Here is a 16,146-nt window from a genome sequence, read left to right on the forward strand (position 1 = left end):
GAATGAAGATTATACCCTCTGCCAGTGCCTTCGAAACCCAGTACAAGGCCGGGAAAAACGCTCTGGTCTATACCCGCCTGTCAGCGGATCTAGATACGGCTGTTTCTTTGATGTTAAAGCTGACCCAAGCACGCAAGAACAGCTTTATGCTAGAAAGCGTAACGGGGGGGGATGTGCGCGGGCGCTATACCATCATCGGTATGAACCCAGATTTGATCTGGAAGTGTGATGGAACACGCGCAGAGATTAATGCACAGGCTCTGCTGGATGATGATACATTTGCAGTGCAACCGGACGAACCGCTGACCTCTTTGCGCGGATTGATCGAACAGAGCAAAATCGACCTACCAGAGGAGCTGCCGCCCATGGCGGCGGGGCTGTTTGGTTATCTGGGCTATGATATGATCCGCCATGTGGAATATTTGCCGGATGTTAATCCCGATACGATCGGCTTGCCGGATGCGATTATGATGCGCCCCTCGGTTGTTGTGATTGTCGACGGGGTAAAGGATGAGATCACCATTGTCTCGCCCGCATGGTACAACAGCGATCTGTCAGCGAAGGCCGCCTATGCGCAGGCAGGCGAGCGCATCACCGCCGCCCTGCGTGATCTGGATCGCCCTGTGCACCACGCCACCCCCACTGCCCCGCAACCGAAAGTCGGAACACCGGTTTCAAACACCAGCAAAGAGGCCTATTTCGAGCGGGTGAACAAGGCCAAGGATTATATCAAATCTGGCGATATCTTTCAGGTGGTGCCCAGTCAGCGCTGGACGGTTGATTTCCCCTTGGCGCCCTTTTCGCTGTATCGCGCATTGCGCCGCACCAACCCCTCGCCCTATATGTTCTACTTTAATTTCGGGGCCTTTCAGGTGGTGGGGGCAAGCCCCGAAATTCTGGTGCGGGTCAAAGGCAACGAAGTGGCCATTCGCCCCATTGCAGGCACCCGCCCTCGTGGGAAAACCCCAGAAGAAGATCTGGCCCTAGAGCAAGATCTGCTGGCCGATCAGAAAGAGCTGGCCGAGCATCTGATGTTGCTGGATCTAGGGCGCAATGATGTGGGGCGTGTGGCGAAAATAGGTACGGTTAATCCCAACGAACAATTCATCATCGAGCGCTATAGCCATGTGATGCATATTGTGTCCAACGTGCTGGGTGAACTGTCCGACGACCAAGATGCCCTATCCGCCCTTTTGGCCGGCCTGCCTGCGGGTACTGTTTCGGGCGCACCCAAGGTCCGCGCCATGGAAATTATAGATGAATTGGAAACCGAGAAGCGCGGCGTTTACGGCGGCGGTGTTGGGTATTTCTCATCCGGTGGCGATATGGATATCTGCATTGCCCTGCGCACCGCTGTGGTCAAGGACCAAAAGCTCTATATCCAAGCAGGTGGCGGCGTGGTCTATGATAGCGATCCAGAGGCCGAATTCCAAGAAACCGTGAATAAATCCAAGGCATTACAAACCGCAGCCCTTCAGGCGGATCAGTTCACCAATAGCACTGGAAACGGTTAGCCCCCGCTCAAAACACGCATAGAGGCCGAAACCGGCGCTAGGGTTACGCTTAGTGCGCGTGGCGATTGCATCCATTGTTCGATCACCTGAAGCGTGCTGTCGGTGGCGCGCGCAAATAGGATCACAGCGCCGTTTTGATTGGCCTGTAGCGTAGCACGATCAAGCGTGCGTTCTATACTGGCGAAATCTTCGTTGTTTGCGTCCAGCACTCGATCTATCAGCCCAGCAGGCACATTAAGTTTCTGTGCTGATGGTATAGTGGTGTTAATCCCCTGATCATAGGTGATGATCCCATGCCCCGACGCCACCAAACCCGTTAGTGCGGGTAACAAAAGCGCGCGCTCGGTTTGAAGCTTTGCATCCAGATTATCCAATATTGCAATGCTGTGGGGCACCTGTTCAAAATAGTTCTGAAATTGTTGGGCCGCATTATCGGGATCGGCGCGCAACTCTTCGATGCCGGTGACTGGCATCAGGGCTACCACCTCGAAACCCGCATCAAAATATTGTTTTGATACCGCTGGAGCATTGGCATTAAGACCCGTTAGGGCAAAGGCAAAATTGTTATGAAGCTTTAGCAAACGTTCACGTGCCGCACCCCGGCCCCCAAGGTCTTCTAAGATGATAGAAATCAAAGGGTTCCCATCAGAGACAAAAGGCACGCTGTTATCCTCAAACGCATTCTTGGCTGATACCGGCGTTGGGGGCGCAACTGAGGTCTGTTCTTCCGATGCCAGCTTCAAACGAGAGGACTGTCCGGTCGATTTTGAATTGGGCAGACGCGGAGTGAACTCTGATGTGGCGCGCTCTGGCACCTCTGGTTTTATGTCGATCGACGGTACACTGGCCAATTTTGGTGTTCCCTGCGGTGTTTTGGGCAATATTGGAAGGGCCGTCGCAGCTGGCGCTTGCGGTAGGTTTGGTAATTCTAGAGGGGGCGCAAGGGTATTGGTCTCGGGTGTCTCATCAGCTGCTATGATCAAGTTTTCAGGCAGTGTTACGCCGTTTTCTAAACTGTTTGTTTTGGCCTCTTTATCAGGCTCAAGCGTCGCGGCCGCTGCGTTTTCGTTCCGAGGGAATTTGATCTCGGCTTCCGCTAAAGGCGCAGCATCAGCTTCGATTACGTCTTGGGGGGTGGTCTCAGTAACGGTATTAATGGTTTGTTCAGACTTATCGTTCAAATTTTCCACAAGCTCTGGCTCTGGCTCTGGCTCTGGCTCTGGCTCTGGCTCTGGCTCTGGCTCTGGCTCTGGCTCTGGCTCTGGAAACGGTAAAAACACCGTGCCGGGATTTTCCACCGAAATTGACGTCTCTGTGGAATTCTCAACAATGTTGCCATTTTGTTCTTTACTTTTTCGACCAGCGCTGGCAATAGTAACCCTAGAGTTTTCGGCTCCCTTTGCACTAGATTCGAGGATCGGCATTCGAATAGATAAGAGGCTAAACAGGATCGCACAGGCCAAAAAACCAACAATAAAACCTAAAACCATTTTCAAACTAGACATATTCGCGGATCCCTAACCAATTTATTCGAACAGCACTTGACCATTCCACCCGAGTTTGCGCATTTATAGCGTGAAATCAATAGGGATACACCCCTAATAGTCACCCAAGGATGGATCACATGCTGCTTTTGATCGATAACTACGACAGCTTTACCTATAATTTGGTGCATTATCTGGGCGAGTTAGGAACAGATGTTGTGGTCAAACGCAACGATGAGTTGGATGTGCAACAGGCCATGGGCCTTAATCCCAGCGCAATCATGCTGTCCCCTGGCCCCTGTGATCCAGCACAGGCAGGCATTTGCCTAGCTATTACCCAAGCCGCGGCCGAAACCAAAACCCCTTTGATAGGCGTTTGTCTTGGGCATCAAACCATCGGTCAGGCCTTTGGTGGCAAGGTCATCCGCTGTCATGAGATCGTGCATGGTAAAATGGGTTCCATGCACCACACGGGAAAAAGCCTCTTTAAGGGGCTGCCAACCCCCTTTGAGGCCACGCGCTATCATTCCTTGGTTGTTGAACGCGACAGCCTACCTGACTGTTTGGAAATCACCGCAGAACTAGAGGATGGCACCATTATGGGCCTCCAACACAAAGAGCTGCCCATTCATGGCTGTCAGTTTCACCCCGAAAGCATTGCTTCGGAACATGGGCATAAAATGCTGCAAAATTTCCTTGATACAGTAAAGGTTCCCGTATGAGCGACGCGCTAAAACCCTTCATCAATCAGGCGGCCAATGGGCCCCTAACCCGTACCGAGGCCGAGGCCGCGTTTGAAATTATAATGACGGGCGCGGCAACCGCGGCCCAAACTGGTGGTTTTTTGATGGCCCTGCGCACCCGCGGTGAAACCATCGATGAATATGCCGCCGCCGCCGCCGTTATGCGCGCCAAATGTAACCCTGTATCAGCACCCGCTGGAGCCATGGATATCGTTGGTACTGGCGGGGATGGAAAATCAACGCTGAATATTTCTACCGCTACGGCCATTGTAACCGCCGGTGCCGGTGTTGTGGTGGCCAAGCATGGCAATCGCAACCTATCGTCAAAATCTGGCACTGCAGATGCATTAGGGGTTAGTGGCGTGAACGTCATGGTAGGCCCCGAGGTAGTCGAGCGCGCAATCAACGAGGCCGGCATTGGCTTTATGATGGCCCCAATGCATCATCCCGCCGTCAAACACGTGATGCCCGCCCGCACCGAGCTGGGCACACGCACCATTTTTAACATCCTTGGCCCGCTGACAAATCCGGCGGGTGTAAAACGCCAGCTCACGGGTGCATTTTCACGCGATATGATCCTGCCAATGGCGCAAGTTCTTCAGGAACTGGGTTCAGAAAAGGCATGGCTGGTACATGGATCGGATGGGACAGATGAAATTTCCATCGCCGGTATTTCATGGGTTGCAGCCCTAGAAGACGATCAAATCACCCAGCGCGAAATTTCACCCGAAGAAGCGGGCCTGCCGGTCCATCCCTTTGCTGATATCGTTGGTGGTACGCCCGAATACAATGCCGCCGCAATGGCCGCCTTGCTAGAGGGCGAGCGCTCGGCCTATCGCGATGCGGTATTGCTGAACACGGCCGCCGCATTGGTGGTGGCCGATCATGCCGACACTCTTACGGCGGGTGTAGAAATCGCCCGCGACAGCATCGATTCAGGCAAGGCCAAGGCAAAATTGGCCGCACTGGTCGCCTATACATCAGGGGCAAAATAATGGCCGACATTCTAGAAAAAATCAAAAATTACAAACTGTTAGAGATTGAAGCACAGAAAGAGGATCTGCCACTTTCTGATCTAGAGGATCTGGCAAAGACCACCGATGCCCCGCGCGGGTTTGCGCAGGCCCTGCTAGGGGCCTCTGAAAACGGCTATGGGTTGATTGCCGAGATTAAAAAGGCCAGCCCATCCAAAGGCCTGATCCGGCCCGATTTCCACCCATCAGACCTGGCCCGCGCCTATGCCCAGGGTGGGGCCACCTGCCTGTCGGTGCTGACCGATACGCCCAGCTTCCAAGGGGCGCCAGAATTCCTATCTGATGCACGCGCCGCCTGTGACCTGCCGGCTCTGCGTAAGGATTTCATGTATGATACCTATCAGGTTGCACAGGCCCGCGCATGGGGGGCGGATTGTATTTTGATCATTCTGGCATCCGTCAGCGATCAACAGGCGCAAGAGCTAGAGGCATGCGCCTTTGAATGGGGCATGGATGTTCTGCTAGAGGTACATGACCGCGCAGAGCTAGACCGCGCCCTAGACTGCAAATCCCCGCTATTGGGGATCAATAACCGCAATCTAAAAACGTTCGATGTAACCCTTGATACCACGCGTGACCTATCCACCAATGTGCCAGCAGACCGCCACATGGTCACAGAGAGCGGCATTTTCACCCCCCAAGATATGGCCGAGATGGCCGCGGTTGGTGCGCGCAGTTTCCTGATTGGCGAAAGTTTGATGCGCCAAAGCGATGTCGCCAGCGCAACCAAAACCCTGCTGGCCAATCCGGTCGTGGCGACCTGATGGCCGATCTTACGCATTTTAACGCCCAAGGTCAGGCCCATATGGTGGATGTATCCACCAAGGCAGTGACTGCGCGCATCGCCACCGCACGCGGCCGAATTGTTATGCTGCCCGCAACCCTAGATTTGGTACTGCAAGGTACCGCCCAAAAAGGCGATGTTTTGGGTATTGCCCGCATTGCAGGCATCACAGGTGCAAAAAAAACGGCGGATCTAATTCCCCTGTGCCACCCCCTGCCCATTACCAAGGTGTCCATTGATCTAACCCCAATTCCAGAGGATCACGCGATTGAAATCGAGGCAACGGTCAAAACCACTGGCCAAACCGGTGTCGAGATGGAGGCCCTAACGGCTGTTAATATTGCCGCCCTCACCGTCTATGACATGCTAAAGGCTGCGGATAAAACCATGCGTATCACCGATCTGCGCGTCACCCTAAAGGATGGCGGCAAGTCTGGGCGGATCGAGGCCGAATGATCAGCGTTGATCAAGCCCTCGACCAAATATTGAACCTATTAGAGCCGCTAGAGGTGGAAGAGGTGCCCCTTGCACAGGCCAGCGGGCGCATATTGGCGCGCGATGTTTTCGCCCAGCGTGACCAGCCGCCTTTTTCTGCATCTGCAATGGATGGCTATGCGGTGCGCCTTGGGGATATCGACACGGGTAAGCCGCTAGAGGTCATCGGGGAATCCGCCGCTGGCGGGCGTTTTGACGGAACTCTTGGCCCCTACCAAGCGGTACGTATTTTCACAGGTGCACCAGTTCCAGAGGGCGCTGATCATATCCTGATCCAAGAGGATTGTACGCGCGATGGCGCGCAGATTACCCCCCATGACAACCGCGACCATTCTAGCTATATCCGCCCACGAGGCGGGGATTTTAGCCAAGGCACCCCCCTAAAGGCCCCTGTACGTCTTGGCCCTGCCGAGATTTCCTTGCTGGCGTCTATGAATATCGCCACCCTGCCCGTGCGGCGCAGACCTATTGTTGCGCTGATTGCCACAGGGGACGAGCTGGTGGCCGTTGGTGAAACCCCTGATGCAAATCAGATTATTTCGTCAAACAACTACGGCCTAAAGGCGCTGATTGAAGGACTGGGTGCTGTCGCGAGAATTCTGCCCATTGCCCATGACAATGCCGATGATTTAACTGCCGTCTTGAATATGTCCCAACCCTCGGACTTGATCGTAACCTTGGGCGGGGCCTCTGTGGGTGATTATGACCTCGTGCAATCAACAGCTCAAGAAATGGGCCTAGAAACCGCATTTTACAAAGTGGCCATGCGTCCGGGAAAACCCCTGATGGCGGGACGCCTGCGCTCCACACCTATGATCGGCTTGCCCGGCAATCCTGTAAGCGCGATGGTCTGCGGGCATGTGTTTATACGCCCCGCACTCAACGCCCTACTGGGTCTGGGCCGCTCTGCCCTGCCCAGCCAACCCGCAAGCCTAAGCAGAGACATTCCCCCAAATGGCCCCCGCCGGCATTACATGCGCGCAACGCTTGAAAACATCGATGGCAAACTATCCGTACAGCCCCTTTCACGCCAAGACAGCAGCCTGCTATCGGTGCTTCAGCAAGCCAATGCCCTATTGATCAGAGAAGCCAACGCGCCCGCCGCCAAACAGGGGGATTTGATCGAGGTCATTCCCCTATGATGGATCTCCCGCTCAGCTTCTTTGCGGTGGCGGCGATTATGGTCTTCTTAACTGGGGTATCTAAATCAGGACTAGCGGCAGGCTTTGGCGCGCTAAGTGTGCCGATGCTTTCGCTGTTTATTCATCCAGCCATGGCCGCGGGTATCCTGCTGCCGTTATTGGTGGGCATCGATTCAACCAATCTATGGAATTACCGCCACCACGCTCAACGGCGGATTTTGATCATGCTGATCCCTGGGGCGATGGTAGGCATCGCTTTGGGGGCTTTGACCTTTGGGAAAATTGATCCGTCATGGGTGCGTTTATTGGTTGGCTGTATAGCGCTGTGGTTTGCAGGCGCCTATTATCTATCACCGATCCTGCCAAAAATTGGCGGTATTATCCCGTTAAAATACGGGGTGCTTTTTGCCATTGTCTCGGGGTTCACCAGCCACTTGGCCCATGCGGGTGCGCCCCCTGTGCGGGCATTTCTGCTAAATCAAAGGCTACAGAAATCTGAATATGTTGGAACCATGGGGTTCCTGTTTGCATGGATAAACCTGATGAAACTGCCCCCCTACCTCTACTTTGGTCAAATCACATGGCAGACTGGCTATGTTAGCATGCTGTTGGCCCCCATGATCCCTCTGGGGGTATTTATCGGGTTGAAGGTGCATAAATCGCTCCCCCAAGAGCTTTTTATAAAAATTGCATATTTTTTGTTAACCTTCGCTGGTCTAAAGTTGATCTATGATGGGATTACACAGGTGATGTAGCCCATGCTTGTGGATAACATTTGACACAAAGCAAGAACACCTATAGAACCAATGAGAACATAAGGTATACAGACAGGGGTAATTTGATATGCTGACGCGGAAACAACTCGATTTGCTTGAATTCATTCATAAGCGGATGCAGAAGGATGGCGTGCCCCCCAGCTTTGATGAGATGAAGGTCGCTTTGGATCTGCGCTCTAAATCTGGCATTCACCGCCTAATCACCGCGTTAGAAGAACGCGGATTTATCCGCCGCCTAGCGCACCGCGCACGCGCCATAGAAATCCTGCGCCTACCAGAGAGCTTCGAGGGCGGTGGTTTTCAGCCCCGCGTCATCGAAGGATCGCTAACCCCGCCCCCCGCAGAGGCCCTGCCCATCGAGGCCGCCAATGCCATCAACCTGCCCGTTATGGGGCGGATCGCCGCCGGCACACCCATTGAGGCCATACAGCAAGTGGCCAATAATGTCTCGGTTCCCGGTGAAATGCTAAAAAACAATGGTCGCCATTATGCCCTAGAGGTCAAAGGCGATTCCATGATTGATGCGGGTATTAACAATGGCGATATTGTTGTTATCAACGAACAAAACGATGCCGATAATGGCGATATAGTAGTAGCCTTGGTAGAGGATCAAGAGGCGACGCTAAAACGTCTGCGCAAGCGCGGATCAGTCATTGCGCTAGAGGCCGCAAACCCCGCCTACGAAACCCGCGTTTACCGCGATGATCAGGTCAAGGTTCAGGGTAAGCTGGTCGGTCTTATTCGCACCTATTAGTCAAACAACGTATTTTTACGTTGCCGATAGGAATTCCAGAGCCGCGTGCCATTTTCTTGGCGCGCGGTTTCTATTTTCAAGCCCTCAGCCCCATCGATAAACGCAAGCGATCCATCCTGTTTCAGACGTTTTGCGCCCCAAATCTCGCATGTGCCATTAATCCAATCTGTGTATTTAGGCGCGATTACCACCGCATGATCGCGACAATAGCTATGCAGCGTTTGTTCGGAGACATCCTTCTGCCATAGATACAGAATGCTTTGGCCAGAAACCTTTACATCGAAAAAATCATCATCCCCCACAAAGGCCGCCGCAAGGGCTGGTTGGTCAAAAACCCTCCCGTCATTTTCCAGCCATGTGCGCGCAGAGAATCCATTGCCGCGCTTGCGATTCAACACCCGTTGATCATCCTGCATTATTCCAACGATCCGCCCATTTCCTGAAACCAAAACATCAGGACGATCCGCCCCAACCCAAATAGACATTCCAACCAAAACCAGCGCCAACCCCAGCATCTTTTGCCAGCGGTCCAGCAGGATCGCCAACATCCCCCCCACCACCATCACCGCCAGAGCATTGGGGCCGGCTTGCGGGATCATGCTGACCACACCGTCCAGCCCAGACACCCATTGTGCCACCGCAAGTATCCAGCTGATCCCCAGTCCCATCACCCACAGAGGCAGGGCCTGCAGGCCAATGAGCGATAACAGCAATGCCAGCACCGCCGCAGGCATCACCACCATCCCCATAATCGGCAGGCTCATAGCATTGGCCAGCATACCATAGTGTGAAACCTGATTGAAATGATAGGCCGAGAACGGCGCTGTCGCCATCCCCGCCACAAAAGAAGAAGCCAGCAACCCGATCAATGGGTAAACAATGCGCAAGCTCCCCCTCTGCAATGCACGCCACGGCGGGTATTTCCCCAACCATCGAAACACCACCACCAAGGCCGTCGTCGCGGCAAAGGACATCTGAAACCCAGCCGATAACAGGTTTTCGGGCCAGAACGTTAGGATGATCAGCGCAGCAATCGCAACCGCCCGCAATGAAATCGCCGGCCGATCCACGATAATCGCCCCCAGCATCACCGCCACCATGATAAAGGCCCGCTCTGTGGCTACGGCTGCTCCCGATATAATCAGATAACTAAATCCCGCAACCAAGGCCAAGGCCGCCGCCACTTTTTTACCCGAAACCCGCAGTCCCACCCGAGGCCATAGAGCGAGACCAGCACGCAAGAACACAAATACAACGCCCGTTAGTAGCCCCATATGCAGGCCAGAAATCGCCAGCAAATGCGCCAAATTTGATCGCCGCAGATGATCCAGCGAGCCTTGATCCACATGGGCGCGATCCCCCGTTAAGATAGCCGCAGCAAATCCCCCCTCTTTCTCGGGCAAATAGTGACGCAAACTCTGGGATAGGCGCAGGCGCAAATCAAAGACCCGCAATCGCCAGTTTTCCAATTCGGCCTGACGCACCACCTCTACGGGTTTGCGCGTATAGCCCACCGCCCCCAGCGCGCGAAACCACGCATAGCGCTGAAAATCAAACCCATGCGGCTCGGATGGGCCGCTGGGGGGGGAAACGCTGGCAGTGACACGCACCCTCTGCCCGGGCTCTGGCAAAACGCTCTCGTCCATCAGGCTAACACGGATGATTTGCGGCGTTCTAGCCTGCGAAATGGGGGGCATGCTGGGGTTGGCCAATGTGATGCGCGTACGCCCCGTGCTGGATCGATCCATCGCCACCATCTGGCCCTCAATATCACCGTAATAACGCCACCCCAGAACAGGTTGAGCGACGGAATGTGCTCGCACCATTGACAGACAAAACCCCAGCGCCACCAACCCCACACAGGCAAAGGCTACGCCCCAAATCTCGGGTAATATAAAGAAAGCCACAGCACAAATCACACAGCAGGCAATTGCGGCATAAAACAGCGAAGCACTTGGTTCTGTATTGAGCTTAAAGTAGCCCCATATGCCAATCCCAAGCAACATCGGCGCCCATAACAGGCCCCGTTGCCGCTGATCTAATATGCTCAGCTTTACTGCTGTTAAAACAGCGTCTCTTGCCATGGGAACCTCGATTGCCTAAAGCAAGGTCTATGCTATTCAATTCTAGGTTTACACGAGGTTAATTTTCCATGTCATCTCCTCAGGTCGTCACCCGTTTCGCACCCTCTCCCACCGGATATCTACACATCGGTGGCGCACGTACTGCTTTGTTCAATTGGCTCTATGCCCGCGCAAATGGTGGTAAATTTCTATTGCGTATCGAGGATACGGATCGGGCGCGCTCTACCCCAGAGGCCACCGCGGCGCTGATCCAAGGGCTAGAGTGGCTGGGCCTGGACTATGATGGCGAAATCCACAGCCAATTTGCCCGCGCTGATCGCCACCGCGCGGTGGCCAATGACATGCTAAGCACGGGCCATGCCTATAAATGCTTTTCAACCTCTGAAGAGATCGAGGCCTACCGCGCGCAGGCCCGCCAAGACAATAATCCCCTGCCCTTTCAAAGCCCTTGGCGCGATGCAGACGTGGATACGCACCCCGATGCGCCCTTCGTTATTCGCCTTAAATCCCCGCGCGAGGGCGGCGTGGCGATCAAAGACCGCGTACAAAAAAAGGTCAGCTGGGCGGCGACCACATTTGATGATTTGATCATGTTGCGATCCGATGGAACCCCCACCTATATGCTGGCGGTGGTGGTTGACGATCACGACATGGGGGTCACCCATATTATCCGCGGCGATGACCATTTGATTAATGCCGGGCGCCAGTCGCTGATTTACCGCGCTATGGGATGGGATATCCCCGAATTTGCCCATATCCCCCTGATCCACGGCGAAGATGGCAAAAAGCTATCAAAACGCCACGGTGCTACCGGCGTGCATGAATATGCGGCCCTTGGTTATATGCCAGAGGCCATGCGCAACTATCTGGCGCGCTTGGGCTGGAGCCACGGCAATGATGAATTGTTCACAACCCAACAGGCCATCGAATGGTTTGATTTTAAGGGCATGGGCAAATCGCCTTCGCGGCTGGATTTTAAAAAGCTGGATAATGTATCGGCACATCATATCAAAACCGTGGATGATTCTACGCTGTTGCGCGATCTTCAGGCCTATGCCAGCGAAATCAATGCGCCCCTATCCGCCCAACAAATGGATGATCTGGGCCGCGCCCTCTCTATTTGCAAAGAAAAATCTAGAAAACTGGGGGATATTTTGGATAAGGCCCAGTTTATTTTATCGGGCTACCCCTTAGAAATAGACGAAAAATCGGCGGATATGCTCAATTCGGTATCCATTAGTATACTATCGGAATTGACCGCCCGCCTAAATAATGTTACGTGGACGGCAGATGCCATTTTTGAGACGGCAAAAGATCTTGCAGCGGATCAAGGGATCAAGCTGGGAGCAATCGGAATGCCGCTCAAGGCTGCCCTATCTGGGCGGGCAAACAGCCCATCAGGTTTTGGAATGATGGAGGTTTTGGGCCGAGACGAAAGTCTTAAGCGCATCGGTAAGGCAGTGAAAAGCAACGAGGCTTAAAGCTGTTACATTTCTACTCTAGTATCAACTAGAACGTGTTTTGCCGCGCTCTTGCGGCATTGAATATATCGAAGGGACGAGGATGACTGATACAAAGAACGCAACACTGACGATTGATGGTGAAAACTATGATCTGCCAATTCATAGCCCATCTGCTGGGCCAGATGTTTTGGACATTACGAAACTATATGCGCAAGCGGGCGTATTTACGTTTGACCCTGGCTTCACTTCAACTGCATCTTGTGAATCTTCGATCACATTCATCGCCGGCGGCAAAGGTGAATTGCTGTATCGCGGTTACCCTATTGACCAGCTGGCAGAAAAATCCAGCTACCTAGAGGTTTGTTATCTATTGCTGAACGGTGAGCTGCCCACCACCGCTCAACTGGAAGAATTTACACATACCGTTACAAATCACACAATGTTGCACGACCAGATGAATAATCTGTTCCGTGGGTTCCGTCGCGATGCGCACCCAATGGCTATTATGTGCGGTGTGGTTGGTGCGCTCTCTGCATTTTATCACGACAGCGCTGATATTACGGATGAAAAGCAACGTGAAATCGCCTCGATCCGCATGATTGCCAAAATTCCAACAATCGCGGCCTATGCGTTTAAATATTCTGTTGGTCAGCCTTTTGTATATCCGGATAACAATCTTGATTATGCATCCAACTTCTTGCGCATGTGCTTTGCCGTACCTGCAGAGGATTACGTTGTGAACCCGATCCTTTCAAAGGCAATGGATCGCATTTTCACACTGCACGCCGATCACGAGCAAAACGCATCTACCTCGACAGTGCGCTTGGCTGGTTCCTCTGGTGCCAACCCATTTGCCTGTATCGCCGCGGGCATCGCTTGCTTGTGGGGCCCCGCACATGGTGGCGCCAACGAGGCCTGCCTGAACATGTTGCGTGAAATTGGGACTGTGGATCGCATTCCCGAGTACATCGCCCGCGCCAAGGATAAATCTGATCCGTTCCGCCTGATGGGCTTTGGACACCGCGTCTACAAAAACTTTGATCCGCGCGCCACAGTGATGAAAGAAAGCGCCGACGAGGTATTGGATCTGTTAGGTATCGAAGATAACGAAACGCTGAAGGTTGCCAAGGCGCTGGAAAAAATCGCGCTGGAAGACCCCTATTTCGTAGAGAAGAAACTGTATCCAAACGTTGATTTCTATTCTGGTATCATTTTGGATGCCATGGGATTCCCAACATCCATGTTCACACCGATCTTTGCTCTATCGCGTACGGTAGGCTGGATTGCACAGTGGAAGGAAATGATCGGCGATCCGAAATTGAAAATCGGCCGCCCGCGTCAGCTATACACAGGCGCCACAAACCGCGACTACGTGGATATGGCAGAACGCTAATACATACCCAAAAGGCCACCATAATCGGTGGCCTTTTTTAATCGCGCATCAAATCTTTTAGGCGCTGTTGTTCTTCTGGGGTCAGGTCTTGGGCCGGCGCATCCCCACCCGTTTTGATAGTGCGCAGTCCAATATAGCCCCCAAACAACAGCATCAATGGGCCCGCCAACCACAGCAATAGGTTCCCCCAAGAGCGCCGCGGCTGTAGCAAAACATACTCACCATACCGATCCACCACAAAATCGATCACCTGTTCATTGCTGTCGCCGGCCACAATGCGCTCGCGCACCAGTATCCTTAGATCCTTGGCAATACCCGCATTCGAACTATCGATATTCTCATTGCGACAAATCAAACAGCGTAGGTTTTTGGAAATCTCTCGTGCCCGTGCCTCTTGGGCTACATCGCTCAATATCTCGTCTGGTTCGACGGCTTGAACAGGCAAAGCCATCAGCGCGATCAGGATTATGCAAACACGGATCATGCCGCCACCTCGCGACGTCCAGCACGCCGCTTGGCCGCCCCGACACGAAACCGCCGATCACTAAGACTAAGCCCGCCGCCCAATGCCATGACAATAGATCCAATCCAAATCCACACCGCAAAGGGCTTTACATAGCTGCGCAGAACCCAACCATCGCCCTGTTGATCGCCCAAGGCTACATAGAGATCTCGGTGAAGCGCACTGCTGATCCCTGCCTCGGTGGTTGGCATGCGCTGAACTGGGTAGAACCGTTTTTCTGGGTGCAAAACGGCCACAATACGCTCATCTACCCGCACGCTAACTGTGCCAATCGTTGCGGAATAGTTCTTGCCATTGCTGTCTTCGACCTTGTCAAAACTGAACTCGTAGCCACTAAGGGTAAAGCGCTCGCCAATTTGCGCCACCCGAATATCCTCGACCTCCCATGCCGTAATCGCCGAAATGCCAAAGATCGTCAGCCCCAACCCCGCATGGGCCACCGCTTTGCCCCAATCAGCCCTCGGTAGATTTCTAAGCCGGCGCAAAGATGCCCCAAGGTCTATTCTTCCAATTTGGCCGCGCTGTGCCACATCAAACACCGCGCCCAAAACCACCCATGCCGCAAGACCCAGACCAATAGGTGCCAGCATTCGCCCACCTGTTTGCAGGCTCCAAATCAATAGCATCAGCGCCACCGCTAAAACCGCCGCCCCCCATAAGGGGCGTGCTGTTTTAGCCAGCTTGCCCCGCTTCCATGGCAAAAGGGCCGCAACGGGTAAAACCAGCGCAATCCCCACCATAAAGGGCGTAAATGCCAGATTGAAAAACGGCGCTCCTACAGACAGTTTGCGCCCCGTAGTTAGCTCTGCCACCAAGGGCCAGATGGTACCGACAAAGACCACAATCGCCGCCACAACCAGCAGTAGATTGTTAACCACCAGCCCGCTTTCTCGGCTGACCATAGAAAACACCGCCGTTGATTTTAGCGATGCAGCGCGCAGGGCAAATAACGTCAGTGATCCCCCAATAGCCACAACCAGAATCGCCAGAATGAACACCCCCCGCTCTGGATCATTGGCGAATGCATGCACCGATGTAATCACACCAGAACGTACAATAAAGGTGCCGATCAGGGAAAACGAAAACCCAAGGATTGCCAACAGAACCGTCCAAGTCTTTAGGCTTTCGCGCTTTTCCACAACAATTGCGGAATGCAGCAAGGCCACTGCAATCAGCCACGGCATAAAGCTGGCGTTTTCAACCGGATCCCAGAACCACCAGCCCCCCCAACCCAGCTCGTAATAGGCCCACCAAGAGCCCAAGGCGATACCAATGGTCAAGGTAACCCATGCCAGTAACGCCCATGGCCGCACCCAGCGTGCCCATGCCGCATCAACTGATCCCTGCAACAGGGCCGCCACAGCAAAGCTGAATGTCATCGATAGCCCCACATAGCCAAAATACAAAAATGGCGGATGAAAGGCCAAGCCAGGATCTTGAAGCAATGGGTTCAAATCATTGCCATCAACGGGGGGGAGTTCCAGACGCTCGAAGGGATTTGAGGTGAATAGCAAAAAGGCCAAAAACGCCAAAGAAATCATCGATTGAACCGAAAGCACCCGCGCTTTTAACAAGAGCGGCAAGCCCCGCCCAAACACCGCAACCAAGGCCCCATAAAAAACCAAGATCAATATCCACAACAGCATAGAGCCCTCGTGATTCCCCCAAACCCCCGAAAATTTATAGAGCATCGGCTTTAGCGAATGGGAATTGCTGGCAACCAGCTTCACTGAAAAATCCGAGGTCACAAAGGCAATGGTCAGCATCACAAAGGCAAAGCCCACCGCCCCAAACTGTACCAATGCCGCAGGCCCGGCCGTATGCATTAGCCGCGCATCACCTGTCATTCCTCCCCACATCGGCAAAATCGCCTGTACAAATGCCACCACAAAGGCCAGAATAACGGCCATATGACCCAGTTCTGCAATCATCGAATTGTCTCCGTATTTGTGGTGAC

14 protein-coding genes are annotated in these 16,146 nt (G+C 53.5%); 10 read left to right on the plus strand and 4 right to left on the minus strand.

Annotated elements, in window-relative coordinates; genetic code table 11:
* Positions 1–2: 2 nt before the first annotated feature.
* Positions 3–1,514, plus strand: coding sequence for an anthranilate synthase component I (trpE, locus tag QQL62_RS03390; RefSeq protein WP_284376133.1), 1,512 nt, complete (start codon positions 3–5; stop codon positions 1,512–1,514).
* Here the strand turns inward: trpE and QQL62_RS03395 are convergent.
* Positions 1,511–3,019, minus strand: a complete 1,509-nt coding sequence (locus tag QQL62_RS03395) for a divergent polysaccharide deacetylase family protein (RefSeq protein ID WP_284376134.1) — start codon at positions 3,017–3,019, stop codon at positions 1,511–1,513. The genes trpE and QQL62_RS03395 overlap by 4 nt on opposite strands.
* A gap of 119 nt (positions 3,020–3,138) precedes the next feature.
* Between QQL62_RS03395 and QQL62_RS03400 the strand changes: the two genes are divergently transcribed.
* From QQL62_RS03400 to lexA, 7 genes are all read left to right on the plus strand, one after another.
* Positions 3,139–3,720 carry an aminodeoxychorismate/anthranilate synthase component II gene (locus QQL62_RS03400; RefSeq protein ID WP_284376135.1) on the plus strand — a complete coding sequence of 194 codons (582 nt, stop codon included), beginning with the start codon at positions 3,139–3,141 and terminating at the stop codon, positions 3,718–3,720.
* Positions 3,717–4,736, plus strand: coding sequence for an anthranilate phosphoribosyltransferase (gene trpD, locus QQL62_RS03405; RefSeq protein ID WP_284376136.1), 1,020 nt, complete (start codon positions 3,717–3,719; stop codon positions 4,734–4,736). The genes QQL62_RS03400 and trpD overlap by 4 nt, the downstream gene beginning before the upstream one ends.
* A complete protein-coding gene (gene trpC, locus QQL62_RS03410; RefSeq protein WP_431355743.1) occupies positions 4,736–5,539 on the plus strand; it encodes an indole-3-glycerol phosphate synthase TrpC in 804 nt (267 codons plus the stop codon). The genes trpD and trpC overlap by 1 nt, the downstream gene beginning before the upstream one ends.
* Positions 5,539–6,015 (plus strand): cyclic pyranopterin monophosphate synthase MoaC, encoded by a 477-nt coding sequence (gene moaC / locus QQL62_RS03415; protein ID WP_284376137.1) that lies wholly within the window; start codon positions 5,539–5,541, stop codon positions 6,013–6,015. Before trpC ends, moaC begins: the two co-directional genes overlap by 1 nt.
* Positions 6,012–7,196, plus strand: coding sequence for a molybdopterin molybdotransferase MoeA (locus QQL62_RS03420; protein WP_284376138.1), 1,185 nt, complete (start codon positions 6,012–6,014; stop codon positions 7,194–7,196). Before moaC ends, QQL62_RS03420 begins: the two co-directional genes overlap by 4 nt.
* Positions 7,193–7,951, plus strand: a complete 759-nt coding sequence (locus QQL62_RS03425; protein ID WP_284376139.1) for a sulfite exporter TauE/SafE family protein — start codon at positions 7,193–7,195, stop codon at positions 7,949–7,951. The genes QQL62_RS03420 and QQL62_RS03425 overlap by 4 nt, the downstream gene beginning before the upstream one ends.
* Before the next feature lie 88 nt (positions 7,952–8,039).
* A complete protein-coding gene (lexA, locus tag QQL62_RS03430; protein WP_284376140.1) occupies positions 8,040–8,726 on the plus strand; it encodes a transcriptional repressor LexA in 687 nt (228 codons plus the stop codon).
* Here lexA and QQL62_RS03435 read toward each other — a convergent pair.
* On the minus strand, positions 8,723–10,810 hold the full coding sequence (locus tag QQL62_RS03435; protein ID WP_284376141.1) for a ComEC/Rec2 family competence protein: 2,088 nt from the start codon (positions 10,808–10,810) through the stop codon (positions 8,723–8,725). The genes lexA and QQL62_RS03435 overlap by 4 nt on opposite strands.
* A gap of 68 nt (positions 10,811–10,878) precedes the next feature.
* On the opposite strand from QQL62_RS03435, the gene gltX reads away from it, so the two are divergent.
* Positions 10,879–12,291 carry a glutamate--tRNA ligase gene (gene gltX / locus QQL62_RS03440; protein WP_284376142.1) on the plus strand — a complete coding sequence of 471 codons (1,413 nt, stop codon included), beginning with the start codon at positions 10,879–10,881 and terminating at the stop codon, positions 12,289–12,291.
* An 82-nt stretch (positions 12,292–12,373) separates the two neighbouring features.
* Positions 12,374–13,666, plus strand: coding sequence for a citrate synthase (gltA, locus tag QQL62_RS03445; protein ID WP_284376143.1), 1,293 nt, complete (start codon positions 12,374–12,376; stop codon positions 13,664–13,666).
* A gap of 37 nt (positions 13,667–13,703) precedes the next feature.
* On the opposite strand, the gene QQL62_RS03450 is transcribed toward gltA, so the two are convergent.
* Complete coding sequence (locus tag QQL62_RS03450) at positions 13,704–14,150, minus strand: cytochrome c-type biogenesis protein (RefSeq protein WP_284376144.1); 447 nt, start codon at positions 14,148–14,150, stop codon at positions 13,704–13,706.
* The gene (locus QQL62_RS03455; protein WP_284376145.1) at positions 14,147–16,120 is read right to left on the minus strand and encodes a heme lyase CcmF/NrfE family subunit; all 1,974 of its coding nucleotides are present in this window, start codon (positions 16,118–16,120) and stop codon (positions 14,147–14,149) included. The genes QQL62_RS03450 and QQL62_RS03455 overlap by 4 nt, the downstream gene beginning before the upstream one ends.
* Positions 16,121–16,146 lie beyond the last annotated feature (26 nt).

Source organism: Amylibacter marinus, assembly GCF_030160015.1.
Lineage (GTDB): Bacteria > Pseudomonadota > Alphaproteobacteria > Rhodobacterales > Rhodobacteraceae > Amylibacter > Amylibacter marinus.